This window comes from Janthinobacterium sp. SUN211 (genome assembly GCF_030587315.1).
In the GTDB taxonomy this organism is placed as follows: Bacteria; Pseudomonadota; Gammaproteobacteria; order Burkholderiales; family Burkholderiaceae_D; genus Janthinobacterium; species Janthinobacterium kumbetense.
Genome location: NZ_JAPWIC010000002.1, coordinates 784,649 through 810,372, shown reverse-complemented (window position 1 = coordinate 810,372; position 25,724 = coordinate 784,649). Strand labels below are relative to the sequence as shown.

24 protein-coding genes are annotated in these 25,724 nt (G+C 61.2%); 6 read left to right on the top strand and 18 right to left on the bottom strand.

Going from position 1 to position 25,724, the window contains the following annotated elements; translation table 11 throughout:
- Positions 1 to 22 precede the first annotated feature (22 nt).
- From O3301_RS09350 to O3301_RS09315, 8 genes are all read right to left on the bottom strand, one after another.
- Positions 23 to 223, bottom strand: a complete 201-nt coding sequence (locus tag O3301_RS09350) for a YdcH family protein (RefSeq protein ID WP_034752051.1) — start codon at positions 221 to 223, stop codon at positions 23 to 25.
- 138 nt (positions 224 to 361) lie between these two features.
- A complete protein-coding gene (locus O3301_RS09345) occupies positions 362 to 1,078 on the bottom strand; it encodes a hypothetical protein (protein WP_289904151.1) in 717 nt (238 codons plus the stop codon).
- A 19-nt stretch (positions 1,079 to 1,097) separates the two neighbouring features.
- Positions 1,098 to 2,195: a cell division protein ZapE gene (zapE, locus tag O3301_RS09340; protein WP_099667077.1), complete on the bottom strand. Its 1,098-nt coding sequence runs from the start codon at positions 2,193 to 2,195 to the stop codon at positions 1,098 to 1,100.
- Positions 2,196 to 2,265: 70 nt separating this feature from the next.
- On the bottom strand, positions 2,266 to 3,696 hold the full coding sequence (gene lpdA / locus O3301_RS09335) for a dihydrolipoyl dehydrogenase (RefSeq protein WP_034752057.1): 1,431 nt from the start codon (positions 3,694 to 3,696) through the stop codon (positions 2,266 to 2,268).
- On the bottom strand, positions 3,686 to 4,063 hold the full coding sequence (locus O3301_RS09330; protein WP_077407361.1) for a PspC domain-containing protein: 378 nt from the start codon (positions 4,061 to 4,063) through the stop codon (positions 3,686 to 3,688). Before O3301_RS09330 ends, lpdA begins: the two co-directional genes overlap by 11 nt.
- Before the next feature lie 94 nt (positions 4,064 to 4,157).
- Positions 4,158 to 5,414, bottom strand: a complete 1,257-nt coding sequence (gene odhB / locus O3301_RS09325) for a 2-oxoglutarate dehydrogenase complex dihydrolipoyllysine-residue succinyltransferase (protein ID WP_230542174.1) — start codon at positions 5,412 to 5,414, stop codon at positions 4,158 to 4,160.
- A 117-nt stretch (positions 5,415 to 5,531) separates the two neighbouring features.
- Positions 5,532 to 8,384 carry a 2-oxoglutarate dehydrogenase E1 component gene (locus O3301_RS09320; RefSeq protein WP_034789088.1) on the bottom strand — a complete coding sequence of 951 codons (2,853 nt, stop codon included), beginning with the start codon at positions 8,382 to 8,384 and terminating at the stop codon, positions 5,532 to 5,534.
- A 257-nt stretch (positions 8,385 to 8,641) separates the two neighbouring features.
- Entirely contained in the window at positions 8,642 to 9,616 is a 975-nt protein-coding gene (locus O3301_RS09315; protein WP_305056205.1) for a LysR family transcriptional regulator, read from the bottom strand.
- Between the two features lie 116 nt (positions 9,617 to 9,732).
- On the opposite strand from O3301_RS09315, the gene O3301_RS09310 reads away from it, so the two are divergent.
- Complete coding sequence (locus O3301_RS09310; RefSeq protein WP_305056204.1) at positions 9,733 to 10,197, top strand: hypothetical protein; 465 nt, start codon at positions 9,733 to 9,735, stop codon at positions 10,195 to 10,197.
- Positions 10,198 to 10,213: 16 nt separating this feature from the next.
- On the opposite strand, the gene O3301_RS09305 is transcribed toward O3301_RS09310, so the two are convergent.
- The 9 genes from O3301_RS09305 to O3301_RS09265 form a co-directional block, all read right to left on the bottom strand.
- Positions 10,214 to 10,756 (bottom strand): NAD(P)H-dependent oxidoreductase, encoded by a 543-nt coding sequence (locus tag O3301_RS09305; protein ID WP_305056203.1) that lies wholly within the window; start codon positions 10,754 to 10,756, stop codon positions 10,214 to 10,216.
- Between the two features lie 225 nt (positions 10,757 to 10,981).
- The gene (locus O3301_RS09300) at positions 10,982 to 11,323 is read right to left on the bottom strand and encodes a helix-turn-helix domain-containing protein (protein WP_305056202.1); all 342 of its coding nucleotides are present in this window, start codon (positions 11,321 to 11,323) and stop codon (positions 10,982 to 10,984) included.
- Positions 11,324 to 11,468: 145 nt separating this feature from the next.
- On the bottom strand, positions 11,469 to 12,773 hold the full coding sequence (gene gltA, locus O3301_RS09295) for a citrate synthase (RefSeq protein WP_099667070.1): 1,305 nt from the start codon (positions 12,771 to 12,773) through the stop codon (positions 11,469 to 11,471).
- A 122-nt stretch (positions 12,774 to 12,895) separates the two neighbouring features.
- Positions 12,896 to 13,177, bottom strand: coding sequence for a succinate dehydrogenase assembly factor 2 (locus tag O3301_RS09290; RefSeq protein ID WP_034752073.1), 282 nt, complete (start codon positions 13,175 to 13,177; stop codon positions 12,896 to 12,898).
- Between the two features lie 117 nt (positions 13,178 to 13,294).
- Complete coding sequence (locus O3301_RS09285; protein WP_034752075.1) at positions 13,295 to 14,005, bottom strand: succinate dehydrogenase iron-sulfur subunit; 711 nt, start codon at positions 14,003 to 14,005, stop codon at positions 13,295 to 13,297.
- Between the two features lie 9 nt (positions 14,006 to 14,014).
- Positions 14,015 to 15,796 carry a succinate dehydrogenase flavoprotein subunit gene (sdhA, locus tag O3301_RS09280; protein ID WP_099667069.1) on the bottom strand — a complete coding sequence of 594 codons (1,782 nt, stop codon included), beginning with the start codon at positions 15,794 to 15,796 and terminating at the stop codon, positions 14,015 to 14,017.
- A gap of 2 nt (positions 15,797 to 15,798) precedes the next feature.
- Positions 15,799 to 16,164, bottom strand: a complete 366-nt coding sequence (gene sdhD / locus O3301_RS09275) for a succinate dehydrogenase, hydrophobic membrane anchor protein (protein WP_034752078.1) — start codon at positions 16,162 to 16,164, stop codon at positions 15,799 to 15,801.
- 2 nt (positions 16,165 to 16,166) lie between these two features.
- Positions 16,167 to 16,589, bottom strand: coding sequence for a succinate dehydrogenase, cytochrome b556 subunit (gene sdhC / locus O3301_RS09270; RefSeq protein ID WP_034752080.1), 423 nt, complete (start codon positions 16,587 to 16,589; stop codon positions 16,167 to 16,169).
- Between the two features lie 306 nt (positions 16,590 to 16,895).
- Positions 16,896 to 17,789 carry a GntR family transcriptional regulator gene (locus O3301_RS09265; protein ID WP_289916544.1) on the bottom strand — a complete coding sequence of 298 codons (894 nt, stop codon included), beginning with the start codon at positions 17,787 to 17,789 and terminating at the stop codon, positions 16,896 to 16,898.
- 305 nt (positions 17,790 to 18,094) lie between these two features.
- Between O3301_RS09265 and O3301_RS09260 the strand changes: the two genes are divergently transcribed.
- From O3301_RS09260 to O3301_RS09240, 5 genes are all read left to right on the top strand, one after another.
- Complete coding sequence (locus tag O3301_RS09260) at positions 18,095 to 19,084, top strand: malate dehydrogenase (protein WP_034789110.1); 990 nt, start codon at positions 18,095 to 18,097, stop codon at positions 19,082 to 19,084.
- 110 nt (positions 19,085 to 19,194) lie between these two features.
- The gene (locus tag O3301_RS09255) at positions 19,195 to 20,193 is read left to right on the top strand and encodes a CoA ester lyase (RefSeq protein WP_289898516.1); all 999 of its coding nucleotides are present in this window, start codon (positions 19,195 to 19,197) and stop codon (positions 20,191 to 20,193) included.
- A gap of 13 nt (positions 20,194 to 20,206) precedes the next feature.
- Positions 20,207 to 20,761, top strand: coding sequence for a hypothetical protein (locus O3301_RS09250; protein ID WP_099667066.1), 555 nt, complete (start codon positions 20,207 to 20,209; stop codon positions 20,759 to 20,761).
- An 88-nt stretch (positions 20,762 to 20,849) separates the two neighbouring features.
- Positions 20,850 to 23,570: an aconitate hydratase AcnA gene (gene acnA / locus O3301_RS09245; protein WP_099667065.1), complete on the top strand. Its 2,721-nt coding sequence runs from the start codon at positions 20,850 to 20,852 to the stop codon at positions 23,568 to 23,570.
- A 213-nt stretch (positions 23,571 to 23,783) separates the two neighbouring features.
- Positions 23,784 to 25,037: a DUF2863 family protein gene (locus O3301_RS09240; protein WP_289898517.1), complete on the top strand. Its 1,254-nt coding sequence runs from the start codon at positions 23,784 to 23,786 to the stop codon at positions 25,035 to 25,037.
- A 214-nt stretch (positions 25,038 to 25,251) separates the two neighbouring features.
- Here the strand turns inward: O3301_RS09240 and O3301_RS09235 are convergent, their stop codons facing one another.
- On the bottom strand, positions 25,252 to 25,716 hold the full coding sequence (locus O3301_RS09235; RefSeq protein ID WP_305056201.1) for a CYTH domain-containing protein: 465 nt from the start codon (positions 25,714 to 25,716) through the stop codon (positions 25,252 to 25,254).
- Positions 25,717 to 25,724 lie beyond the last annotated feature (8 nt).

Below are 25,724 nucleotides of genomic sequence, written 5' to 3'. Positions count from 1 at the left end.
GACTGGACGCTACTGGCGCCCCTCAGGCGGGAACGTCGGGCACCAACTGCATTTTCAGCAAGGTGATGTGATCCTTCAATTGCAATTTGCGTTTTTTCAGGCGGCGCAGTTGCAGCTCGTCATGGTGGCCATCGAGTATCAGCAACTCGATGACGGCATCGAGGTCGCGGTGTTCCACGTTGAGTTCAATCAGGCGCCGCTCTATTTGCTGTGCATCGCTCATGTGTTGCGTTCCAGGCAGTGTTGGTAACGGTGTTGGGAAACCGGCGCGCGCAGCGTACGCAGGCAGCCAGTGGGCGTAGTTTAACCTGCCGCGCGGCTTAGGGCACGCCCTTTCCGGCCTGCCCCCTGCGCGGCAGCGTTATTTGGCCGGCGGCACAGGCACAGCAACGGCCGGCGTGCTGGCAGCGGCGGCCGCCTTGGCAGCCTTGGCCTGCGCTTCGGCCTGGCGCTCGGCCAGACGTTGCGCCACGCGTTTCTGGCGCGCCACGGCGTCAGCCTGCTTGCGGGCATAGGCTGCTTCGCGGGCGGCGCGGCGCGGGGCATCGGCAGCGTCGGCGGCGGCCTGTTTCGCCACCTTCGCCGCGTGCTCAGCCTCGCGCTCGGCCACGCTCTTGCCTTCCGGCTTGGGCGGCGCCGGCTCGGGCGCGACCACTTTCACGGGCTTGGGCAAGGCCGCGGCACGCTGTTCGGCGTCCAGGCGCGCACTTTCCTGCGTCCGGGCCAGGTCGATATCGCGCAGGCGCACGGACTCGGCGCGCTTGAAGTAATTCGCTTCCGCTTCGACGGCGCGCAGGCGCACGAGGATCAGGCGGCGCTTTTCCTTGGCCTTGTCCAGGCAGTTATTCACGAAAAACTTGTCGTAGCACTCCAGTTCGCGCGCGGCAAACTCGTCTTCCGCCGCCGCGCGCTCGCTGGCGACCAGCTTCAGCTTGGCGTCCGCCTCGTCCACCGACAAGGTGGCAGGCACCTGCGGCGCGCCGACCTCATCCAACGCCGCGGCACCCTGGTGCGCGCAGGCGGACAACGCCAGGACCAGGCCCAGCGCCGCACCCAGCTTGTATAGTGTATTTGCCATCATGTTCCTTATCCCTGCCTCAAACGATCGCGTCGGCCGCGCCGCGCTGTTCTTTTTCCATGTATTCGCGCGATTGCATCTCGATGATACGCGAAACGGTGCGGTGAAACTCGTTGGCCAGCATGCCGTTCGTGTACAACTCATCAGGCGCCACTTCGGCCGACATGATCAGCTTGACCTTCTGGTCATAAAACACGTCGATCAGCCAGGTAAAGCGGCGCGCTTCAGACGACTGCGCCGCCGACATGGCCGGTATGCCGGACAATATCACCGTATGGAAGCGGCTGGCGATTTCCAGGTAATCATTTTGCGAGCGGGGACCGCCGCACAGGGTGGCGAAATCGAACCAGATAATGCCGCCGGCGCGGCGCAGGCAATGGATTTCGCGGCTCTCGATGCGGATGCGCGCGTCTTCGTCTGCCGTCTCGGCGATGCGCGTGTAAGCGTCGCGCAAAGCCTTGTCGGTCTCCGCGCCGAGCGGCGTGTAGTAACTTTCCACCTGCTCCAGCGCGCGGCCGCGGTAATCGACGCCCGCGTCGACGTTCATCACGTCGAGCTTGTCTTTCAGCAGCGCGATGGTCGGCAGCATGCGGTCGCGGTGCAGGCCGTCCGGATACAGCAGGTCCGGGTCGTAATTCGAGGTCATGATGAAGGACACGCCGTTGGCGAACAGGGCCGACAGCAGGTTGTACAGGATCATCGCGTCGGCGATGTCGGAGACGTGGAATTCATCGAAACAGATCAAACGGTATTTCTTGGCGATGCGCTTGGCCACCTCGTCGAGCGGGTCGGCCACGCCTTTCAATTCATCGAGCTGCTGGTGCACGCCGCGCATGAATTCGTGGAAGTGCAGGCGCGTCTTGCGCACCAGGGGCACGACCGAGTAAAAACTGTCCATCAGGAACGATTTGCCGCGCCCCACCCCACCCCACATGTACACGCCTTTCGGCACGGCAGGACGGTTCAGCAGGCGCTTGAAGGTGCTCGAGCGCTGGCCCTTGTAGGCCACCCACTCGTCATAGCACAGCTGCAGGCGGTCGACCGCGCGCCGTTGGGCGGCATCGGCCTTGAAATCACGCTTCTGCAGCGCGTGCTGGTAAAACTCTTCTACGTTCATGGGATTCGCTTTAACGCACAAGGGCGCCGGCGGAAAAAATCCGCGAGCGCCCCCGTAGGACTAACTACAATTAAAAGTTCAACGTGCGCTTGTCAACCGCCAGTGCCGCTTCCTTGGTCGCTTCCGACAGGGATGGGTGAGCGTGGCAAATGCGCGCGATGTCTTCGGCCGAAGCCTTGAATTCCATCGCCACGACGGCTTCGGAAATCAGTTCGGACGCCATCGGGCCGACGATGTGTACGCCGAGGATTTCATCGGTGGTCGCATCGGCCAGGAATTTCACCATGCCCGAAGTGTCGCCCAGCGCGCGCGCACGGCCGTTGGCCATGAACGGGAAGGTACCGGCCTTGTAGGCGATGCCTTCCGCCTTCAGGGTTTGCTCGGTCTTGCCGACCCACGCGATTTCCGGCGAGGTGTAGATCACCCAGGGAATCGTGTTGAAGTTGGTGTGACCGTGCTGGCCAGCGATACGCTCGGCCACGGCAACGCCTTCTTCTTCCGCCTTGTGCGCCAGCATCGGGCCGCGCACGACGTCGCCCACTGCCCACACGTTCGGCAGGTTGGTCTTGCAGTCGCCGTCGACGGCGATGAAGCCGCGTTCGTCCAGCTGCAGGCCGACCTTGTCGGCACCCAGGCCATTCGTGTTCGGCGTACGGCCGATCGAGATGATCAGTTTGTCGAACACGGCTTTTTGCGCTTCGCCCTTGGCGTCCACGAATTCCACGGTGACGTCTTTCTTGCCTGGCGTGATCGCACCGATCTTGCAACCGAGGTTGATCTTCAAACCTTGCTTGGTGAACAGCTTCGACGCTTCCTTGGCGATCTGCTCGTCGACAGCGCCCAGGAAGACCGGCAGGCCTTCCAGCACGGTGACGTCGGAACCCAGGCGGCGCCAGACGCTGCCCATTTCCAGGCCGATCACGCCGGCACCGATGACGCCCAGCTTGGCTGGTACGGCGTCGATGGCCAGTGCGCCCGTGTTCGACAGGATCAGTTTCTCGTCGAATGGTGCGCCCGGCAGTTCGCGCGCGTTCGAACCCGTGGCGATGACCACGTGCTTGGCCGTCAGGGTTTCGTTGGCTTCGCCCGTCACGCTGATGTCATACGTGCCAGCGGCGGCGGCAGCGAAAGCGGCGCGGCCGTGGAAGAAGGCGATCTTGTTCTTCTTGAACAGGTACAGGATGCCGTCGTTGTTTTGCTTGACGACGGTGTCTTTGCGCTTGAGCATCTGGCCCAGGTTCAGCTTCAGGCCGGCGACGTCGATGCCGTGCTCGGCGAAGCTGTGGCCCGCGTGTTCGAAATGCTCGGACGATTGCAGCAGCGCTTTCGACGGGATGCAGCCGACGTTGGTGCAGGTACCGCCAGGCGCGGCGCCGCCCTTGGCGTTCGACCACTCGTCGACGCAAGCGACGGAAAAGCCCAGCTGCGCTGCGCGGATGGCGGCGATGTAGCCGCCAGGGCCCGCACCGATGACAACTACGTCAAATTGTTTAGTACTCATGTTTTGTTATTCCAATCTCTTCGTCTGGTACGAAAATCCACAATAGAAGGTAAATCACCACGCCGAAGCCGAAGGTCAATGTAAACAGGACGAAGACGAGGCGCCAGATCCACGCTTCCATGCCGGAAGCGCGGCCCAGGCCGCCGCAGACGCCGCCGAGCCAGCGGTCGTTGCGCGACCGGCGCAGGCGGTTGAATTCCTGCACCAGGTCGTTCGCGGGGCCGGAAGCGGCGCCGGACGCGTTGTCCGGCTTGTCCAGGTTGATATTGCTCAGGAGCTTGGCTTTCGCTTGCGCGAATTCCGCGTCGCTCAGGGCACCTGCCAGGTGCAACTCGTGCAGACGCTTGATTTCTTCAGAGACGTTCATGGGAATCCTCTTTCATTGAGATCAGCCAGCTGCGTCTTCTGGCAAGGGGTATCAGCTACATTGCCCCGGCGGCTACGCCGGGGGACTACAGTGCTTACAGGTCCAGCAGCAGGCGTGCAGGATCTTCCAGCGCTTCTTTCATCGCCACCAGGCCCAGGACGGCTTCGCGGCCGTCGATGATGCGGTGGTCGTAGGACATGGCCAGGTAGTTCATCGGACGTACCACGATCTGGCCGTTTTCGACAACCGCGCGGTCCTTGGTCGCATGCACGCCCAGGATGGCCGATTGCGGCGGGTTGATGATCGGGGTCGACAGCATGGAGCCGAAGGTGCCGCCGTTCGAGATCGAGAACGTGCCGCCCGTCAGGTCGTCCAGGGTCAGCTTGCCTTCCTTGGCTTTCGCGCCGAATTCACCGATTTTTTTCTCGATGTCGGCGATCGACAGCTGGTCCGCGTTGCGGATGATAGGCACGACCAGGCCGCGTGGCGAACCGACAGCGATGCCGATGTCGAAGTAGCCGTGGTAGACGATGTCGTTGCCGTCAACGGAGGCATTGATGATCGGGTATTTTTTCAGCGCGGCGACGGCGGCCTTGACGAAGAAGGACATGAAGCCCAGCTTGACGCCGTGCTCTTTCTCGAACTTGTCCTTGTACTTGTTGCGCAGGTCGATGACCGGCTGCATGTTCACTTCATTGAACGTGGTCAGGATGGCGTTCGTCGATTGCGATTGCAGCAGGCGCTCGGCGATACGTGCGCGCAGGCGGCTCATCGGCACGCGCTCTTCAGGGCGGTCGCCCAGGCTGGCGGCCGACGGCGTGGCAACTTGCTGCAGCGCTGGCTTGGCAGCGGCTGGCGCCAGTGGCGCAACAGCTGGCTTGGCGGAAGCGGCCAGGGCGTCGCCCTTGGTCACGCGGCCGTCTTTGCCCGAACCGGCGACGTCGCCAGCGGACAGGCCTTTTTCGGACAGGATCTTGGCGGCGGCAGGCATGGCGACATCGCCTTTGGTCGCAGCGGCTGGCGCGGACGCGGTAGCGGCGTCTTGCGCGGCGGCAGCCAGGGCTGGTGCAGGCACGGCCGACACTTCCATCGGGCTGACCTTGGCCGAGCCGTCGGTGTCGATGATGGCGATGACTTCGCCGGCGACGACGGTAGCGCCGTCAGCCTTGATAATTTGAACGATCACGCCAGCGGCTGGCGCCGGCAGTTCCAGCACCACTTTATCGGTTTCGATATCGATCATGTTTTCGTCGCGCGCAACTGCTTCGCCGACTTTCTTGTGCCATGCCAGCAGGGTCGCTTCTGCAACCGATTCCGACAACTGGGGAACTTTGACTTCGATTTGTGCCATGTAAAACTCCGTTTATTTTGTTATTGCGGCGCCGCCCCTGCGTAGCAAGGGCGGCGCTCCGTCACGATGTATGCGAACAGGCGCCATGCATACGCACGGCCCCCGTCATCCTGCCACTTACTTGGTCAGGATAAAACCCTTCAGCTTCGAGAATGCCGTTTCCAGCAGATCTTTTTGCTGGGCGTAGTGCTTGTCATAGTAACCGACAGCAGGCGACGCCGAAGCAGGACGGCCGGCGTAAGCCAGACGCTGACCCGATTCCAGGCCTTCGAAGATGTTGTGCTGGATCTGGAACCAGGCGCCCTGGTTTTGCGGCTCGTCCTGCGCCCAGACGACTTCGACCAGGTTCGGGAACTTCTTCAGTTCAGCAGCGAACGACTTGTGCGGGAACGGATACAGCTGTTCCAGGCGCACGATGGCCGTGTCGGTCTGGCCGCGGGTCTTGCGTGCGTTGACCAGGTCGTAGTAGACCTTGCCCGAGCAGGCGACCACGCGCTTGACTTTCTTGGCGTCGATTTTGTCGTCGACTTCGCCGATGACGGTCTGGAAACCGCCTTTGGCCAGGTCGGTCAGCGGCGAACCGGCATCCTTGTTGCGCAACAGCGACTTCGGCGTCAGGATGACCAGCGGCTTGCGGAACTGGCGCACCATCTGGCGGCGCAGCAAATGGAAGATCTGCGAAGCCGTCGTCGGCTGCACCACTTGCATGTTGTTGTCTGCGCACAGCTGCAGGAAACGCTCTGGACGCGCGGACGAGTGCTCAGGACCCTGGCCTTCGTAACCGTGCGGCAGCATCATGACCAGGCCGGAAGCGCGGCCCCACTTCACTTCGCCGGAGCTGATGAATTGGTCGATGACCACTTGCGCGCCGTTGGCGAAGTCGCCGAACTGGGCTTCCCAGATCGTCAGCGTGTTCGGTTCAGCGGTCGAGTAGCCGTATTCGAAGGCCAGTACGGCTTCTTCGGACAGCACCGAGTCGATGACGGTGAACGGCGCCTGATTGTCCGACACGTTTTGCAGCGGAATGTAGGTACCTGCATCCCAACGCTCGCGGTTTTGGTCATGCAAGACGGCGTGGCGGTGCACGAAGGTGCCGCGGCCGGCGTCCTGGCCCGTCAGGCGGATGGCGTAGCCGGACGATACCAGCGAAGCGTAGGCCAGGTGTTCGCCCATGCCCCAGTCCAGGTTCATTTCGCCACGGCCCATGGTGCCGCGGTCGCCCAGTACTTTTTCAACCAGCGAGTGGACCTTGAAGTCTTCCGGCACGGTGGTGATGCGGGTGGCCAGGCGTTTCAATTCCGTCATCGGCACGGCGGTGTCGGCCGAATCGGTCCATTTCTTGTTCAGGAACGGCAGCCAGTCGACGGCGTACTTGTTCTTGAAGTTCGAGATGACCGGATCGACGGTATGCTTGCCGGCGTCCATGGCGTCGCGGAAAGCGGCCACCATCTTGTCGCCGCCATCGGCAGGAATCACGCCTTGCGCTACCAGCTTGTCCGCGTACAGCTTGCGGGTGCCTGGATGCTGGCCGATCTTCTTGTACATCAGTGGCTGCGTCAGTGCCGGCGTATCTTGCTCGTTGTGGCCAAGCTTGCGGTAGCAGATGATGTCGAGGACGATGTCCTTCTTGAATTCCATGCGGTAGTCGAGCGCGATCTGCGTCGCCAGCACCACGGCTTCCGGATCATCGGCATTGATGTGCAGGACCGGTGCTTCGATCATCTTGACGACGTCCGAGCAGTACAGGGTCGAGCGGGCATCGCGCGGATCCGAGGTGGTGAAACCGATCTGGTTGTTGATCACGATATGCACCGTGCCGCCGGTATGGTAGCCACGGGTTTGCGCCAGATTCAGCGTTTCCATGACCACGCCCTGGCCGGCGAAAGCGGCATCGCCGTGCACCAGGATAGGCAGCACTTGGGCGCCCTGCGCGTCGCCGCGGCGGTCCATGCGGGCCTTGACGGAACCTTCGACCACAGGGTTGACGATTTCCAGGTGCGACGGGTTGAACGCCAGCGACAGGTGGACCGGGCCGCCTGCGGTGGAGATGTCCGACGAGAAGCCTTGATGGTATTTCACGTCGCCGGCAGGCAGGTCGTCGCCATGCTTGCCTTCGAATTCTTCGAACAGTTCCTGCGGCGCCTTGCCCAGGGTGTTCACCAGTACGTTCAGGCGGCCGCGGTGGGCCATGCCGATCACGATTTCCTGCACGCCTTTTTCGCCGGCGCGCTGGATGGTTTCATCCATCGAGGCGATGAAGGTTTCGCCGCCTTCCAGGGAGAAGCGCTTCTGGCCCACGTAGCGGGTGTGCAGATAGCGTTCCAGGCCTTCAGCCGCGGTCAGGCGGTCGAGGATGTGGATTTTTTTCTCTGGAGTGAAATTCGGGGTGGAGCGGATCGCTTCCAGTTTCTCTTGCAGCCAGCGCTTTTCGGCCGGGTCGGAGATGTACATGAATTCGGCGCCGATCGAGCGCGTGTAGGTATCGCGCAGATAGTTCAGCAGATCGCGCAGGGTGGCGGTCTCGGGGCCAAAATAGGTATTGCTGATGTTGAACACGGTGTCCATGTCCGCGTCGGTGAAACCGTAGAAGCTCGGCTCGAGCTCAGGGATCATCGGGCGTTCCTGGCGTTGCAGCGGATCCAGGTTGGCCCAGTGCGAACCGAGGTAGCGGTAAGCGGCGATCAGCTGCGTGGCGGCGACGCGCTTGCGGCCCATTTCAGCATCGAAGGAAGCGGTCACTGTGCGGATCGGACCAGCTTTTGCGCGCTCGGCGAACGAGGCGACGACGGAGGCATGCGCCACGTCAGGCTTGTTGGTGCCATCGACGGCAGGCACGTGCTGCATCGCGTCGAAGTAGGAACGCCAGTTATCGGGTACCGAGCCTGGGTTGTTCAGATACGCCTCGTACAGGTCTTCCACGTACGGAGCATTCCCACCGAACAGGTAGGAGTTGGTCGTTAATTGCTGCATATATTGCTCACCTTTCTTCGCGCTTCGCGAGGAATTAGCGGGTTAATCTAACCTTCCGCGACACGGCCTGACCGGTTAGCGGATTGCACATCAAGTTGTGGGGAAGGGCTTTTTTATTGCACCAGCATTCTGCATACCGTCATTTAGAATAGCACGCGGTATTGTAACGCAACAACCGCTAGTTGAATTTTATTTGGCAAGCAAATGTAAGCTGTGTTGTTGATTTTCCCGGGCTTGCAAGCCTGTCACTGTTGCGCTTACAGCACATCGGCAGCCCTGCCGGCGTGCCGCTTGCGTCCAACTGGTCTGCCCGGCAACGGCGCCGCCGCGATGGCCGCCAGCCAATCGGGATCGCCGGCAAACCACTCCACCAGGAAGTCGAGCATGGTGCGCAGCAAGGGCGACATGTGCTGCCGCGAGGTGTAGATGCCGTAGATGCCCATGTCCTGCGGCTGATACGCGGGCAGGAGCTCCACCAGCTGCCCGCTGGCGATCAGCGGCGCGGCCGAATAGCGCGGCTGCATGGCGATGCCCGCCCCCGCCACCGTGGCCACCAGCAGGACCAGCGACTCATTCGCCGACAGGCGGCCGCTCACGGGAACAGTGAGCGCTTCCCCGCCATGAGTGAACTGCCACAGGCTCTTGCCGAAATACGTGTACGTCAGGCAGTTGTGCAGGGCCAGGTCTTCCGCCCGGCGCGGCGTGCCGTGCGCCGCCAGGTACGATGGTGCGGCGCACACCACCGAGGCGCAGCTGGCCAGTTGGCGCGCGATCAGGTTCGGCTCGAGCGCGTTCGTGATGCGGATCGCCAGGTCGATGCGCTGCTCCACCAGGTTGACGGCGCGGTTCTCCATCTGCAGGTCGACGGCGGCGCGCGGGTAGCGCCGCAGGTAAGCGGTCACTGCGCCGGCCAGCGCCGTCTGCGCCAGCGATTGCGAACAGGTAATGCGCAGCAAGCCGTGTGGCGTGTCGAGCCCCTCGGGCGAAGTGACGGCCATGGCGCCCGCCACTTCCAGCATCTGCCGGCAGCGCGCCAGGGTGGCTTCGCCCGCATCCGTCAGACTCAGACGGCGCGTGGTGCGATGCAGCAGGCGCGCCCCTGCCCACTGCTCCATCTCGGCCAGGTAACGCGTCACCATGGCGCGCGACATGTCGAGCGCGTCGCTGGCGGCCACCATGCTGCCCCGCTCGGCGATGGCGACGAATACTTGTGCGGCGGTGATGCGGTCCATGCGCTTACTCCCTTGATTCATCCGATCCATGCAACTAAGTATTGCAATCTACCCTATTTCCCGTGCCTGGTCGAAAGGATAATATGCGAGAGAGTATCTAATATTGAAAGAATAATATGCTTGCACGCGCCGCCCTCCCCTTTCACCCCTCCCGCACGCTGGAGACCTTCCAGTTGGATGTGCTGGGCCGCGCACCGTCCACCTCGCTGCTGCTGAGCGGCGTGGCGGACGCCATCCTCGTCAATACCCAGTTCCTGCGCGACGATGCGGCGCAGTTAGCGCACACCATCGCCGCCAGCGGCAAGCGCCTGACCACCATCTATATCAGCGCGGCCGAACCACAAGCCTATTTCGGCCTGGGCGTGCTGCAGCAAGCTTTTCCGCAAGCCCATATCCTCGCCAGCAGCGCCACGGTCGAGGCGATACGCCGCCAGGCCGGCGCCAGGGTCGCCCACTGGGGCGGCATCCTCAAGCACAATGCGCCGCACCGCATCGTCCTGCCGCAACCCTATGAGGGCGACAGCCTGCAGCTGGAGGGCCGGCAGGTCGCCCTGCACCAACTGGAAGCAGCCTTGAACTGAGGCTGGACCAGCGCTCTTACAAGGCGGCCAGAAAGCGTTCATACTCTTGCGCGCTGCGCGCCAGCCGCCCGGCATAACCCGCTTCCTTCGGCCCGTCTTCCGCACCATAGAAGGCAAAGAAGCGGCGGTTGTCGGCGCCGATATACGCCAGGGTGACATCGAACGGCGCCAGCAGCTGCGCCAGGGTGACCTTCCACTTGCCTTCCGGCGTGAAGTCTTCCTGGCGGATGCCTGCCGTGACGGCCAGCGCCACCTTGCGGCCCTTGAAGGCGTCGCCGCCCGTGCCGTAGGCCCAGCCATACGCCAGCACGTCATCGAGCCACCGCTTCAGCAAGGGCGGACAGTTAAACCAGTACACGGGGAACTGCAAGACCACATTGGCGTGCGCCTCCACCAGCGCCTGCTCCCGCGCCACATCGATATTTCCATCCGGATAAGCCCAGTGCACGTCGTGGAGGGTGTAGCGCTCGGGATGCTGCGCCAGCTCCTGCAGCCAGCGCTTGTTGGCGACCGAGGTGTCGATCGAGGGATGGAAGACGATAACGAGGGTTTTCTTCATGCTGCTTTCCTGAATATGGGATGGATGCACCGGACCCGCATGCACAGAAAAGCAGGCAAGCCGGTACCCTGCCCCAAGGCGTGCAGCACGTGGCCGCGCGCCTGCATGGGCAAAAACAGCATAACCATGGCGAGTACTTTTCACAAGTACGCACATTGACTACTTATACAGGAAAAAAAGTAAGTTACTTGACTATAGAAATGCTATTTGCCAGGCATATCCGGATCAGGCAGGCTGGTGCCGCTCACCCCACTCGCACAAGGTATGCAGCACGGGGATCAGCGAAGCGCCCTTGCTTGAGAGGGAATATTCCACCTTGGGCGGTACTTGCGGATATTCCTTGCGAAGGATCAGCGCATCGGCTTCGAGTTCCTTCAGGACGACGCTGAGGGTCTTGAAGGCGATGCCGCCGAGATGCCGCTTGAGTTCGTTATGCCGCAGCACCGTGTTTTCCGCGAGCGCGTACAGGATCAGCATCTTGTACTTGCCGCCGATCAGCGACAAGGTATAGCCAAATGCCGTATCGGCCAGGGCCACGCCGCTGGGGGCGCATGTTTCGTCATTCATCGAGTTATGTTTTCTGTTGAAGCCAGGCCTGAGCATACCAGCCCGGCTTGCGGCCGGCGGTGCGGACAGGCATAAAAAAAGCGAGCCGCGAGGCTCGCTTTTGTGCGCCGGGCCGCAAGGCCCGGCAGGAACAATACGCGGTAACTTAAGCGCGCTTATCCAGTGGCAATACTTCGCGCGTGGTCGAACCGACGAACAGCTGGCGCGGACGGCCGATTTTCTGTTCCGGGTCGGCGATCATTTCGTTCCACTGGGCGATCCAGCCGATCGTACGGGCCATGGCGAAGATACCGGTGAACAGCGATACCGGGATGCCCAGTGCGGATTGCACGATGCCCGAGTAGAAGTCGACGTTCGGGTACAGTTTGCGCGAAACGAAGTATTCGTCGTTCAGTGCAATCTTTTCCAGTTCCATCGCCAGCTTGAACAGTGGGTCGTCTTGCAGACCCAGCTCTTGCAGCACTTCGTAGCAGGTTTCACGCATCAGCTTGGCGCGTGGATCGAAGTTCTTGTACACGCGGTGACCAAAGCCCATCAGCTTGACGCCGGAGTTCTTGTCCTTGACTTGCGCGATGAAGGCAGGGATGTTCTCGACGGTGCCGATTTCTTTCAGCATGTTCAGTGCCGCTTCATTGGCGCCGCCGTGGGCAGGGCCCCACAGGCAGGCGATACCGGCAGCGATACAGGCGAACGGGTTGGCGCCCGACGAACCGGCCAGACGGACGGTCGAAGTCGATGCGTTTTGCTCGTGGTCCGCGTGCAGGATCAGGATGCGGTCCAGAGCGCGCACCAGCACGTCGTTGACCTTATACTCTTCGCACGGGTTGGCGAACATCATGTGCATGAAGTTGGCGCTGTACGACAGGTCGTTGCGTGGGTACACGAACGGCTGGCCGACCGAGTACTTGTAGGTCATGGCGACCAGGGTAGGCATCTTGGCGATCAGGCGGATGGCCGACACTTCGCGGTGACGCGGGTCGTTGATGTCCAGCGAGTCATGGTAGAACGATGCCAGCGCGCCGACGGTGCCCACCAGGACCGACATCGGATGCGCGTCGCGGCGGAAGCCACGGAAGAAGAATTGCATCTGTTCGTGCACCATCGTGTGCTTGGTGACGGTGTCGACGAACTTGGCTTTCTGCGCTGCGTTCGGCAGTTCGCCGTTCAGCAGCAGGTAGCACGATTCCATGAAGTCGGCGTTGACGGCCAACTGTTCGATCGGGTAACCACGGTACAGCAGCTCGCCTTTGTCGCCGTCGATGTAGGTGATCGACGAGTTGCAGGCGGCCGTCGACATAAAGCCTGGGTCGTAGGTGAACTTGCCGCTACCGGCGTACAGTTTGCGGATGTCGATGACGTCCGGGCCAACCGTGCCTTTGTAAATTGGAAATTCAAGCGATGGGCTGCCATCGGAGAACGACAGGGTAGCTTTTGTGTCAGAGATATTCATGGGCTCTTCCTTCTCGGGAGTGAGTCGAAATTAAAATCAAAAATTCTGGCTGCAATTCGCACCGCAATTCGGCAGTGCTACAGCGCGCCACTCGCACCGTTTGCAATATATCGCCCAGGCGTCTAGGCAATGCGCAGTCGTTGCAGCAGTGCGCGCACATGCGGCAGATCGACTTCGCCTTCCGGCTCTTTACGGGCCAGTACCAGATCCATTAACGCATTGTCCGATAAATCCAGCAAACGCGTCAGCGCGTCAACTTCTTCATCGGTCAATTCGGTTTCATACGCATCGAGAAAACGGGTCAGGATAATGTCGTTTTCCAGCAGGCCACGGCGTGAACGCCAGCGCAGGCGGGCGCGGTTGGCCGGGTCGGCCTGATGCGAGGACAAAATTGATTCTGTCATTTGGTTTACCACTTTACGTGTGCCTTGCGGCACGGTGCTGCTTTGCAGGCGCCGCCTGCAGGCAAGAGAGGATACCCTCTTCCCGCAAACGGCGCCCGGCGGACGCGATCAGGGTGATCAGATCGCGCGGCGGACCATCAATTCCTTGATCTTGCCGATCGCCTTGTTCGGGTTCAACCCTTTCGGGCAGACGTCGACGCAGTTCATGATCGAATGGCAGCGGAACAGGCGGTACGGGTCTTCCAAGTTGTCCAGACGCGCACCGGTGGCTTCGTCGCGCGAGTCGGCGATGAAGCGGTAGGCTTGCAGCAGGCCGGCCGGGCCGACGAATTTGTCCGGATTCCACCAGAACGACGGGCACGACGTGGAGCAGCATGCGCACAGGATGCACTCGTACAGGCCATCGAGTTCTTCGCGCTGTTCCGGCGACTGCAGGCGCTCTTTTTCAGGCGGGATCGAATCGTTGATCAGGAAAGGCTTGATCGAATCGTACTGCTTGAAGAATTGCGTCATGTCGACGATCAGGTCGCGGATGACTGGCAGACCTGGCAACGGACGCAGCACGATAGGCTCCGACAGTTCGTTCAGGTTGGTCGTGCATGCCAGGCCGTTCTTGCCGTTGATGTTCATCGCGTCCGAACCGCACACGCCTTCGCGGCACGAGCGGCGCAGGGCCAGCGAGTCATCGACGTCCGCCTTGATGCGCTGCAGTGCGTCGAGCAGCATCTTGTCGGTGTCTTTCAGTTCGACCGTCAGGTCTTGCATGTACGGCTTGGCATCCTGGTCAGGATCGTAGCGGTAGATTTTGAATTTGAGAGTGCGTGCCATGGTATAGCCTTAGAAAGTACGTGGTTTCGGTTTGAAGGTATCAACCGTCAGCGGCTTGGTCACGACTGGCTTGTATTCCAGTCGGTTGCCTTCCGAATACCACAGAGTGTGCTTCATCCAGTTGTCGTCGTCACGTTGCGGATGGTCGTCCTGGGCGTGGGCGCCGCGCGATTCCTTGCGGGCAGCTGCCGAAACGATGGTCGCTTTCGCCGTTTCGATCAGGTTGTCCAGCTCCAGCGCTTCCACGCGGGCCGTGTTGAAGACCATCGACTTATCCTTGAAGGAGACGTGCTTGCGGCGCTCGTCAAGCTTCATGATTTCTTCGACGCCCTTGTTCAGCATCTCGTCGGTACGGAACACGCCACAGTACTTCTGCATCGTTGCGCGGATGTCGTTCGCCACGCCCTGCACGGTTTCCGTGCCGGTCGAGTTTTCCAGGCGCGCCAGGCGGCCCATGGCAAAATCGGCTGCATCGGCTGGCAAAGGCTTGTTTTCCTTGGCTTTCAGGCCGCTGTTGACGATGTGGTTGCCGGCCGCGCGGCCGAAGACCACCAAGTCGAGCAGCGAGTTCGTGCCCAGGCGGTTGGCGCCGTGCACCGAGACGCAGGCGCATTCGCCGATCGCGTACAGGCCGTTGACAACCTTGGCCGAATTATCCGGACCGGTCGGGGTGACGACCTGGCCGTGGATGTTCGTCGGGATGCCGCCCATCTGGTAGTGAATCGTCGGCACGACAGGAATCGGCTCCTTGGTGGCGTCGACGTTGGCGAACTTGTGGCCGATTTCCAGGATCGACGGCAGGCGCTTGGCGATGGTGTCGGCGCCGATATGGCGCAGGTCCAGCATCACGTGGTCCTTGTTCGGACCGCAGCCGCGGCCTTCCTTGATTTCCTGGTCCATCGAACGCGAGACGAAGTCGCGCGGCGCCAGATCCTTCAGGGTCGGCGCATAGCGCTCCATGAAGCGTTCGCCTTCGCTATTGATCAGGATGCCGCCTTCGCCGCGCACGCCTTCGGTGATCAATACGCCCGCGCCGGCCACGCCGGTCGGGTGGAACTGCCAGAATTCCATGTCTTGCAGCGGCAGGCCGGCGCGTGCCGCCATGCCCATGCCATCGCCCGTGTTAATGAAGGCGTTGGTCGACGCGGCGAAGATGCGGCCTGCGCCGCCCGTTGCCATGACCGTCGTTTTTGCTTCCAGGATCATGCATTCGCCGGTTTCCATTTCCAGCGCGACAACACCGATCACGTCGCCTTCGGCGTCACGGATCAGGTCGAGCGCCATCCATTCGACGAAGAAGTGCGTACGGGCGCGCACGTTGCGCTGGTACAGGGTGTGCAACAGGGCGTGACCGGTACGGTCGGCTGCCGCGCAAGCGCGCTGCACCGGCTTTTCACCGAAGTGGGCCGTGTGGCCGCCGAATGGACGCTGGTAGATGGTGCCGTCAGGGTTGCGGTCGAATGGCATGCCGAAGTGTTCCAGCTCGTACACGACTTTCGGTGCTTCGCGGCACATGAATTCGATGGCATCCTGGTCGCCCAGATAGTCGCCACCCTTGACGGTGTCGAACATGTGCCAGAACCAGTTGTCTTCGGCCATGTTGCCGAGCGACGCGCCGATACCGCCCTGCGCCGCAACGGTGTGCGAGCGGGTCGGGAAAACTTTCGACAGAACTGCGACGTTCAGACCGGCTTCAGCCAGTTGCAACGACGCGCGCATGCCGGAACCGCCGGCGCCAACGATTACCGCATCAAAGCGGCGGGTAGGGATTGCAGATTTATATGCTGCCACGATTACACACTCCAGAGTATCTGTACCGTCCAGCCGGCACAAGCGATCAACCACAGCATGGTGGCAATTTGCAGGGTCAGACGGAGGCCAGCGCTTTTCACGTAGTCCATCCAGATGTCGCGTACGCCGACCCATGCGTGGTAGAACAGGGCGACGAAGGTCACCAGGCTGAACAATTTAAACCACTGCTGTGCGAACAGACCAGCCCAGCCTTCATAGCTGAAGTTGCTGCCGGTCAGGAAAGAAATAAGCAGGATGGCAACATAGGCCACCATGACGATGGCGGTAACGCGTTGCGCCAGCCAGTCGCGCAAGCCGTAATGGGCACCGACGACGAGGCGTTTCGGTCCGATATTATTGTCTGCCATGTTTAAAATACTCCAAACAGTTTCAAAGCGACCAAAGCCGTCAGCACCAGGCTCACGACCAGCACGGACGACGCGGTCTTGCGTGCCGAATCTTTTTCGATGGCAACGTGCACGTCCATGAACAGGTGGCGGATGCCGGCGCAGAAGTGGTGCAGGAAGGCCCAGACCAGACCCAGGGTGATCAGCTTGACGAACCAGTGCGAGGCGATGCCCTGGAAGTAGGCATACGACATTTCGGAACGCAGGCTCAGTTCCAGCATGTACAGGATGCACGGCAGCAAGGCGAAAATGATGAAACCGCTGATGCGATGCAGGATCGAGACGATGGCGCCGACAGCCATGCGGTAGTTCGACAATTCGGTAACATGAATGTTACGGAATTGCGGCCGTTCTTTTTTTGGTACTTCTCTTACGGCTTCAGACATAACAAAAACCTCCCCTTTGAATTTCAACTAAATATTGAAGCCGCGATTTTCGCCGATTTTCGCAACCCATACCAATATCTATTGTTACATATAACCAAAATGGTTTTTTACTACAAAATACCGCGCTACTTTCCGTAGTTCACGTAATTTAATTACAGAATCGCCGGCAAAACACGGCCCGCCGGGGCGGGCCATGCTGTCGCTGCGCTTTCCGTTGTCTCCGTTGCCCGCCTTGCGGCAGGCATCTTGCAAGCGATGCACTTCAGCCTTGCTGCTTGTTCGGACGCCCGCGGGCGCCCCGCCGCTTCAGCTGAGTTCATTCTGATAATGATGACGACTGGTCAGGTACAAGCCCCGGCGCAGTTCGACCGGCTTGTCGCCGTAGGTAAACGACACGCGCTCGGAACTGAGCAAGGGCGTGCCGAGGTCGATATTTAACAATTGCGCAGCGCCCGCGTCGGCGCACACGGCGCGGATCTGTTCGGACGCGCGGATCATGCGCGTGCCGAATTCCGTCTCGAACAGGCCGTACATGGGACCCTTGTATTCCACCAGGCGCTCGGCCGTCAGACCCTTGAAGATCAGGCCGGGCAACCACAATTCCTCGACGATGGTCGGCACGCCGTCGAAATACTGCACGCGCTTGATGAAGATGACGGCGTCGCCGGACTTCAGGTCCATCAGGCGCGCCACGTCGGCCGGCGCGCGCACGCGCTTGACCTCAATAAACTTGCTTTCGGGATAATGCGGCACGCCTTCGTCCGGCACCAGGCGCAGGAAGCGGAAATGCGCGCGCGCCTCATGGTGGGTGGAAACAAAGGTGCCCTTGCCCTGGCGGCGCATGACGAGATTCTCGGCGGCCAGTTCATCGATGGCCTTGCGCACCGTGCCCTGGCTGACCTTGAAACGGCCCGCCAGCTCGACTTCGCTGGGAATCAGTTCGCCCGGCTTCCATTCGCCCGATTGCAGGCTCTGCGTGATGAGCGCCTTGATCTGCTGGTACAGGGGACTGAAGGTGGGCGAGGCATTCGCGGCAGGAGCTGGCACGGCGGCGGTGGCAGTGGTATTGACGCTGGCAACAGGGGCGGCGGCGGTGCTGGCCGCTGCGGCAACAGGCGTGGCCGGGGTGCCCGCGGTCGGACTGACCGCCCCGCTTGCAGCAGTGGCATTGTTGGTCAGATTGGACGAGGCGGAATTCATAGTCCGACATTTCAACACAAATCACTGCCCGCGTCCAGTAAAACACTCGCAGTTATCTGTCTTATATAAGACATAAGATATGATTGACAGATAGAGATCGGAGGCCTAAACTGCCCTCGATAAAACTTGTGAGCCAGCGTTTTATGTTGTCGGCCAGCCACTCTGGCCTCGTGCAGCACAAGCGTGACGGCAGCGTACACCAGCAATTCGGTGGCGCGGGCCGGTTTTGGTATCATTATAGTTTTTCCGGATAAGCGTAAGCCCAGCTTCAAGCCCGTTTTCTTTCCCATTTTTGGAGATTCATCATGGCTAAAACCCCAATGCGTGTTGCAGTGACCGGCGCCGCCGGCCAGATCGGCTACGCCCTGTTGTTCCGCATCGCCAATGGCGACATGCTCGGCAAAGACCAGCCTGTCATCTTGCAACTGCTTGAAATCCCGGACGAAAAAGCCCAGAAGGCGCTCAAGGGCGTGATGATGGAAATCGACGACTGCGCGTTCCCGCTGCTGACGGAAATGACCGCCCACTCCGATCCGCTGACCGCCTTCAAGGATGTCGACGTGGCCGTACTGGTTGGCGCGCGTCCACGCGGCCCAGGCATGGAACGCAAGGACCTGCTGGAAGCGAACGCCCAGATCTTCACCGTGCAAGGCAAGGCGCTCGACGCCGTCGCTTCGCGCAACGTCAAAGTGCTGGTGGTCGGCAACCCTGCCAACACCAATGCCTACATCGCCATGAAATCGGCGCCGTCGCTGCCGGCAAAAAACTTCACCGCCATGCTGCGCCTGGACCACAACCGCGCGCTGTCGCAAGTCGCTGCCAAGACCGGCACCGCCGTGAAAGACATCGAAAAGCTGACCGTGTGGGGCAACCACTCGCCAACGATGTACGCCGACTACCGTTTCGCCACCGTGAACGGCAAGGCTGTCAAGGACCTGATCAACGACCAGGAATGGAACGCCAACACCTTCCTGCCAACCGTCGGCAAGCGCGGCGCGGCCATCATCGAAGCGCGCGGCCTGTCGTCGGCAGCGTCGGCAGCGAACGCCGCCATCGACCACATCCATGACTGGATGCTGGGCACCGCCGGCAAGTGGACCACCATGGGCGTTCCTTCGGATGGCTCGTATGGCATTCCTGAAGGCACCGTGTTCGGCTTCCCGGTCACCACCGACAACGGTGAATACACCATCGTTCAAGGTCTGGAAATCGATGCATTCTCGCAAGAGCGCATCAACCTGACCCTGAAAGAACTGACAGAAGAGCGCGAAGGCGTAAAACACCTGCTGGCGTAAATCCAGTATTGGCGGCGCGGCCTGAGCGCCGCCCGCCAAGAAGGCCGCCCGCGACATTCGCGGCGCGGCTGTTTTCTCAAGTAGTTTTTACCTGCAGAAATGCCTTAAGCATGCACCCTTCCGAGGTTTTATTCCAAGGCAAACGCCAGCCGCTGTTGCTCGCCGCTTGCGACCACTACGCCGGCTCTGAAAAGCTGATGCGTAAATCGATTGCTTTGCAACAAGAGCTTGGCCCCCTGTTCGACATCACGTTCGACTGCGAAGACGGCGCCAGCGCCGGCAATGAAGAATCCCACGCCCACATGATCGCCGGCCTGCTGGCCAGCGACGAGAACCAGTTCAACCGCATCGGCGTGCGCGTGCACGACGTCGACAGCCCGTTTTTCGCGCGCGACGTGGAAATCATCTGCACCGCCGCGTCCCGCCTGGCCTATATCGCCGTACCCAAGGTGGGCGGCGTGCAGGATGCCATGCTGGCCATCGACCTGATCAACCTGCACGCGCGCCGCGCCGGCCGCGACAACCTGCCCGTGCATATCCTGATCGAGACGCATGGCGCGCTGCGCGACGCCTATGCGATCGCCGCCCTGCCCCAGGTCGAATGCCTGTCCTTCGGCATCATGGATTTCGTTTCGGCCCACTACGGTGCCATTCCCGCCGCCGCCATGCGCACGCCAGGCCAGTTCACGCATCCGCTGGTGGTGCGCGCCAAGCTGGAAGTGGCCGCCGCCTGCCACGCGCACGGCAAGGTGCCGTCGCATAACGTGACGACGGACGTGCGCGATTCGGCCGTGGTGGCGAATGACGCCCAGCGCGCGACAGCCGAGTTCGGCTACACGCGCATGTGGAGCATCCACCCGGACCAGATCAAGCCCATCATCAAGGCCTTCACGCCGCGCCTGTCCGAAGTCAACGAGGCCAGCAATATCCTCAATGAAGCGCTGCGCGCCAACTGGGGACCGATTGCGCAAAATGGCCGCTTGCACGACCGCGCCAGCTACCGATATTATTGGACCGTTTTGCAACGCGCCAAACTGGCAGGCCTCGGCCTGCCCGAGGCGGCCGCTGCATTACTCAACGCCCCCTCTTCCAGCACCACTGAAAACTGACAGGAATTACACGATGTCCCTCTCCAAATTAGCCATTGCCTGCAGCGTCGCGCTGGGCGCCATGACCCTCACGCTGGCGCCGGCCAGCTTCGCCGCCACGGATACCAAGGAGCCGGCAAAAGCCAAGGCCGTCAAGGCCAAGCCGAAAGCCAAGGCCACCAAGGCTAAAGCTGCCGCCAAGGAAGCGCATCCGCTCGCCATGTCGGTGGTCGACAAGGAAGAATCCGATGAGCCGGATACCGCCGGCTCCGCCTCCACCGATTTCAATTGTGAACTTGGTAATAAAATTACCATCTACACCAATGCGACTGACGACAAACACATCGCCCTGCGCTGGAAGAAGCGCCTGCACCGCCTGAGCCGCGTGGGCACCACCACCGGCGCCAACCGCTTCGAGAACCGTTTATATGGTCTCGTCTGGATCGGCATCCCGGCCAAAGGCATGCTGCTCGATTCCAAGCAGGGCCGCCAGCTGGCCAATGAATGCAAGGATGCGGAGCAAGCCAAGCCAGCGGCAGTGGTGGAAGCCGCGCCATCGCTGGGCGTGCTGCCGGCGACCGGCGGCTGATGTGAGCAGCAAGGGCCTCTTCGGGGGCTCAGTCATGTTTTGTAATTTGAATAATCAATAAATAGACGATACCCAACAAGGAGAGGTCATGTCCCGCAACACTCTGAACACGCTCAAGGACTTTAATATTTCGGATAGCAAGAAGGGCAAGCTGTACTCCCTGCCTGCGCTGGAAAAAAGCCTGGGCATCAATGTCTCCCGCCTGCCAGTGTCGATTCGTATCGTGCTCGAATCGGTATTGCGCAACTGCGACGGCAAAAAAGTCACCGAAGAACACGTCAAGCAATTGGCGAGCTGGGGCCCGACCGCCGAGCGCACCGACGAGATCCCGTTCGTAGTGGCGCGCGTCGTGCTGCAAGACTTCACCGGCGTCCCGCTGCTGGCCGACCTGGCAGCGATGCGCAACGTGGCCGCCAAGATGGGCATCAACGCGAAGAAAATCGAACCGCTGGTGCCGGTCGACCTGGTGGTCGACCACTCGGTGACCATCGATCACTACCGCGAAAAGAAAGCGCTGGACCTGAACATGAAACTGGAATTCTCGCGTAACAACGAGCGTTACCAGTTCATGAAATGGGGCATGCAAGCCTTCGACACCTTCGGCGTCGTGCCACCAGGCTTCGGCATCGTCCACCAGGTCAACCTGGAATACCTGGCGCGCGGCGTGCACCACGCAGGCAAGAAAGCCGGCGACGTGTACTACCCTGACACCCTGGTCGGCACCGACTCGCACACCACCATGATCAACGGCATCGGCGTGGTCGGCTGGGGCGTGGGCGGCATCGAGGCGGAAGCCGGCATGCTGGGCCAACCGGTCTACTTCCTGACGCCAGACGTTATCGGCGTGAACCTGTCGGGCGCGCTGCGCGAAGGCTGCACCGCCACCGATCTGGTCCTGACCATCACCGAATTGCTGCGCAAAGAGAAAGTCGTTGGCAAGTTCGTCGAATTCTTCGGCGAAGGCACGGAATCGCTGACCCTGACCGACCGCGCGACGATCGCCAACATGGCCCCGGAATACGGCGCGACCATGGGCTTCTTCCCTGTCGACGAAGCCACCATCGATTACTTCAAGGGCACCGGCCGCAGCAAGGCTGAAATCGCCGCGTTCGAAGGCTACTTCAAGGCGCAAAACCTGTTCGGCGTGCCAAAAGCGGGCGACATCGACTACACCCGCGTGGTGGAACTGAACCTGGCGTCGGTCGCTCCGTCGCTGGCCGGCCCGAAACGCCCGCAAGACCGTATCGAAATCGGCAACGTCAAGGCGAACTTCGCCGAGCTGTTCGCCAAGCCAACGACGGAAAACGGCTTCAACAAGAACCCGGCCGACCTGGCTGCCGTGTACGAAACGACGAACGGCGTGAAAGTGTCGAACGGCGACGTGCTGATCGCCGCGATCACCTCGTGCACCAACACCTCGAACCCGAGCGTGATGCTGGCTGCCGGCCTGCTGGCCAAGAAAGCCGTGGAAGCCGGCCTGAAAGTCGCTCCGCACATCAAGACATCGCTGGCCCCTGGCTCGCGCGTCGTGACCGAGTACCTGACGGCCGCCGGCCTGCTGCCATACCTGGAAAAACTGGGCTTCGGCGTGACCGCCTACGGCTGCACCACCTGTATCGGCAATGCGGGCGACCTGACGCCTGAGCTGAACGCAGCGATCGCCACGCACGACATCGTCGCGTCGGCCGTGCTGTCGGGCAACCGTAACTTCGAAGCGCGTATTCACCCGAACATCCGCTCGAACTTCCTCGCTTCGCCACCGCTGGTCGTCGCTTACGCCATCGCCGGCAACATGACGCGCGACCTGATGACGGAACCGGTCGGCAAGGGCAAGGGCGGCAAGGACATCTACCTGGGCGACATCTGGCCGACCTCGGCTGAAGTCTCGGCCATGATGAAGTTCGCCATGAACGCCAAAGTGTTCAAGGACAACTACGCGGACGTCAAGGGCGCGCCGGGCAAGCTGTGGGAGAAAGTCACCACCGTGTCCGGTCAAGTCTACAACTGGCCGAAATCGACCTACATCGCGGAACCACCGTTCTTCGACAACTTCTCGATGACGCCAGCGGCAGTGGCCACCGGCATCGAAGGCGCGCGCGCACTGGGCGTGTTCGGCGATTCCATCACCACCGACCACATCTCGCCAGCCGGCTCGATCCAGGAAAACGGTCCTGCAGGCAAGTGGCTGAAGGAAAACGGCGTCCTGAAAGCGGACTTCAACTCCTACGGCTCGCGTCGCGGCAACCATGAAATCATGATGCGCGGCACGTTCGCCAACGTGCGCATCAAGAACCGCATGATCCCTGCGAAAGCGGACGGTTCGGCGGTCGAAGGCGGCATCACGATCCACCAGCCTTCCGGCGAAGAAATGTCGATCTACGACGCAGCGATGAAATATGTTGCTGAAGGCACGCCAACCATGGTCTTCGGCGGCGAAGAGTACGGCACGGGCTCGTCGCGCGACTGGGCAGCAAAAGGTACGCAACTGCTGGGCGTGAAAGCCGTGATCACCCGTTCGTTCGAGCGTATTCACCGCTCGAACCTGGTGGGCATGGGCGTGCTGCCGCTGCAATTCATCGGCGACGACAGCGTGCAAACGCTGGGCATCACCGGCAAGGAAACCTTCGACCTGAAAGGCCTCGAAGGCGAGATCAAGCCACAGCAACTGGCTACCCTGGTGATCCACCGCGCCGACGGCTCGAGCCAGGAAGTCAAAGTCCTGCTGCGCATCGATACGCCGATCGAAGTCGACTACTACAAGCATGGCGGTATCCTGCCATTCGTGTTGCGTCAACTGCTGGCCGAGTAATCAGCCTAGCTGTGAGGTAAGATAAAAGCGCCGGTTCCGACCGGCGCTTTTTTTCGTCCCGGCACCCCGTTTTTCCTTGAAATTCAGACTATTGGCATGATCTAAGGACAGCTTACGTATTGCGTGCGGCTGAATCCTCTACAATACGGTTATAAGGGTTTATCATTGTTTGACTGATCCATTTTTTTCACTTTCCGAGACTCTTATCCCGCTATGCGTCGTCCTTCCAAAGATTCATCCCATAAACTGACTGCCGACAGCCAGCGCCTGGTCACCTTTGCCCAGGCGATCGTACAGGCAGCCAGCCGTCTCGAAGAGCGGTCCTGGGAACACAGCCTGGATACGCAGCTCCAGAAATTACTCAAAACCGGCCACCAGGACACCATCGACAACACCCTGGGCAGCCTGTTCAAGGAAGACTTGAACGCCTACGACGTGCTGATGGACTGCGTTGAAGCCGTCAGCGAATCGACCGTCGTCACGCATGAAGACGTGCGCTACGACGCCCTGCTGGTGGCCGTGCCCATCCTCGCGTGGACGCGCTTTTCCATCGCCTCCGGCCCCATGGCCGGCGACGCGCACGGCGTATTGTCCGCGCATTTCGCCGCCCACCTGCTGGCCGACGGCACGAAGATGGCCATGGCGCCGACCCTGTATTCGATCGACCAGTTGCCGCGCAGCCACGTCGAAACCTATGCCAAGACGCAGAAGCTGGCACTGGCCGCCCTGAAAGGCACGGCCGTCAAGCCATCAGGCAAAGAGGCGGAAACGGCGCCCTTCCTGGCCGATACGCGCTACCTGCTGGTGGCCGTGGTGGCCCCAAGCGGCGCCCCCCTGTTCCGCTGGCAGACGCCGGCCAGCCAGCCCGACTTCATCAAGGAGCGCAGCGCCGCGCTGGAACAATGGCGCACGCAGGCGACACCGACGATTGCCCGCCTGCTGCCGGGCTGCGGCCTGGAACTGCTGCTGCCGGAAGCATACTACGTGGCCTGCCGCGAAGCGGACAAGCTGATACGCCCCGTCTCCGTGCGCGCCGCCGTGCACTACCTGACGCACACGCTGGCCATCGAGCCGTCGGAACTGCGCGCCGTCATCGCCGGTTTCGGCGAGGAAGCGGCCGATGGCCAGGTGGACGAGTACCGCATCGCCTTCACCCTGCGCCAGGCGCCGGACGTCATCTACGGCATCGTCTGGCCTTTGTACGGCCAGGAAGACGAGGATGGCACGCCGATCGAAGGCCTGATCCAGGTCGGCATCGCCGCGCTGGACAAGCAAAAGACGCCCGTCGATGAAATTATCGAGCATCTGAACGCCGCCGGCGTGACGCAGATCAAGCGCCATGCGGAACGTTTTGTCGGCGAATACTGCGACGATTGCGGCGCGCCCCTGTTTGCCGACCCGGTGGGCGAGTTGGCGCATGCGGAAATGCCGGAAGATACGCCGCAAGGTACCGAGCATTTCCATTGATCTGATGACACGCTCTTCAAACCTACTGCGCAGCCCGCTCTCGGGTCGGCGTTACTCGCGGTACTCTAGTACCGCTGCGTTACTCAACCCGATATCGGGCTTGCTCGCTACGGTTTGAAGAGGTGTAGATACGTTGATGACAAGACGTTCAAAGGCAAAAAAGGCGGAACCCCAGTTCCGCCTTTTTCATTTCAACAAGCTTTTTGACGCCTCGTCACCACTGTGAAAACGGGTGGCGGATCAGGTTGGCGTTGTAGTAGCGCGCATCGCCCGACACTTCCGCGCCGATCCAGTCGGGTTTCTCGAACAGCTGGTCTTCCGAGGCCAGTTCGATCTCCGCCACCACCAGGCCCGCATTGGCACCCAGGAACTCGTCGACTTCCCACACCATGCCCGCGTGTTCGATGCGGTGACGGACCTTTTCGATCAGCGGCTGTTCGCACAGGCCGTCGAGCAGTTCGGCCGCGTCGGCCAGCGGAATCGGATACTCCCACTCGCCGCGCGTCGCGCCCACGTTCGCCCCCTTGATGGTCAGCATCGCCTGCTCGCCTTCGATGCGCACGCGCACCACGCGCTCGCGCGCGGACGACAAATACCCCTGGCGCAGCAGGACCGACTGGCCCAGGCCGCGCCAGGCGTCGCCGGCAAGCAGAAATTTACGCTCGATTTCGATACCCATGAACAACG

Coding starts and splice junctions, on each gene's coding strand:
- O3301_RS09350 (WP_034752051.1), bottom strand. CDS start 223: ATGAGCGATGCACAGCAAATAGAGCGGCGCCTGATTGAACTCAACGTG.
- O3301_RS09345 (WP_289904151.1), bottom strand. CDS start 1,078: ATGGCAAATACACTATACAAGCTGGGTGCGGCGCTGGGCCTGGTCCTG.
- zapE (WP_099667077.1), bottom strand. CDS start 2,195: ATGAACGTAGAAGAGTTTTACCAGCACGCGCTGCAGAAGCGTGATTTC.
- lpdA (WP_034752057.1), bottom strand. CDS start 3,696: ATGAGTACTAAACAATTTGACGTAGTTGTCATCGGTGCGGGCCCTGGC.
- O3301_RS09330 (WP_077407361.1), bottom strand. CDS start 4,063: ATGAACGTCTCTGAAGAAATCAAGCGTCTGCACGAGTTGCACCTGGCA.
- odhB (WP_230542174.1), bottom strand. CDS start 5,414: ATGGCACAAATCGAAGTCAAAGTTCCCCAGTTGTCGGAATCGGTTGCA.
- O3301_RS09320 (WP_034789088.1), bottom strand. CDS start 8,384: ATGCAGCAATTAACGACCAACTCCTACCTGTTCGGTGGGAATGCTCCG.
- O3301_RS09315 (WP_305056205.1), bottom strand. CDS start 9,616: ATGGACCGCATCACCGCCGCACAAGTATTCGTCGCCATCGCCGAGCGG.
- O3301_RS09310 (WP_305056204.1), top strand. CDS start 9,733: ATGCTTGCACGCGCCGCCCTCCCCTTTCACCCCTCCCGCACGCTGGAG.
- O3301_RS09305 (WP_305056203.1), bottom strand. CDS start 10,756: ATGAAGAAAACCCTCGTTATCGTCTTCCATCCCTCGATCGACACCTCG.
- O3301_RS09300 (WP_305056202.1), bottom strand. CDS start 11,323: ATGAATGACGAAACATGCGCCCCCAGCGGCGTGGCCCTGGCCGATACG.
- gltA (WP_099667070.1), bottom strand. CDS start 12,773: ATGAATATCTCTGACACAAAAGCTACCCTGTCGTTCTCCGATGGCAGC.
- O3301_RS09290 (WP_034752073.1), bottom strand. CDS start 13,177: ATGACAGAATCAATTTTGTCCTCGCATCAGGCCGACCCGGCCAACCGC.
- O3301_RS09285 (WP_034752075.1), bottom strand. CDS start 14,005: ATGGCACGCACTCTCAAATTCAAAATCTACCGCTACGATCCTGACCAG.
- sdhD (WP_034752078.1), bottom strand. CDS start 16,164: ATGGCAGACAATAATATCGGACCGAAACGCCTCGTCGTCGGTGCCCAT.
- sdhC (WP_034752080.1), bottom strand. CDS start 16,589: ATGTCTGAAGCCGTAAGAGAAGTACCAAAAAAAGAACGGCCGCAATTC.
- O3301_RS09265 (WP_289916544.1), bottom strand. CDS start 17,789: ATGAATTCCGCCTCGTCCAATCTGACCAACAATGCCACTGCTGCAAGC.
- O3301_RS09260 (WP_034789110.1), top strand. CDS start 18,095: ATGGCTAAAACCCCAATGCGTGTTGCAGTGACCGGCGCCGCCGGCCAG.
- O3301_RS09255 (WP_289898516.1), top strand. CDS start 19,195: ATGCACCCTTCCGAGGTTTTATTCCAAGGCAAACGCCAGCCGCTGTTG.
- O3301_RS09250 (WP_099667066.1), top strand. CDS start 20,207: ATGTCCCTCTCCAAATTAGCCATTGCCTGCAGCGTCGCGCTGGGCGCC.
- acnA (WP_099667065.1), top strand. CDS start 20,850: ATGTCCCGCAACACTCTGAACACGCTCAAGGACTTTAATATTTCGGAT.
- O3301_RS09240 (WP_289898517.1), top strand. CDS start 23,784: ATGCGTCGTCCTTCCAAAGATTCATCCCATAAACTGACTGCCGACAGC.
- O3301_RS09235 (WP_305056201.1), bottom strand. CDS start 25,716: ATGGGTATCGAAATCGAGCGTAAATTTCTGCTTGCCGGCGACGCCTGG.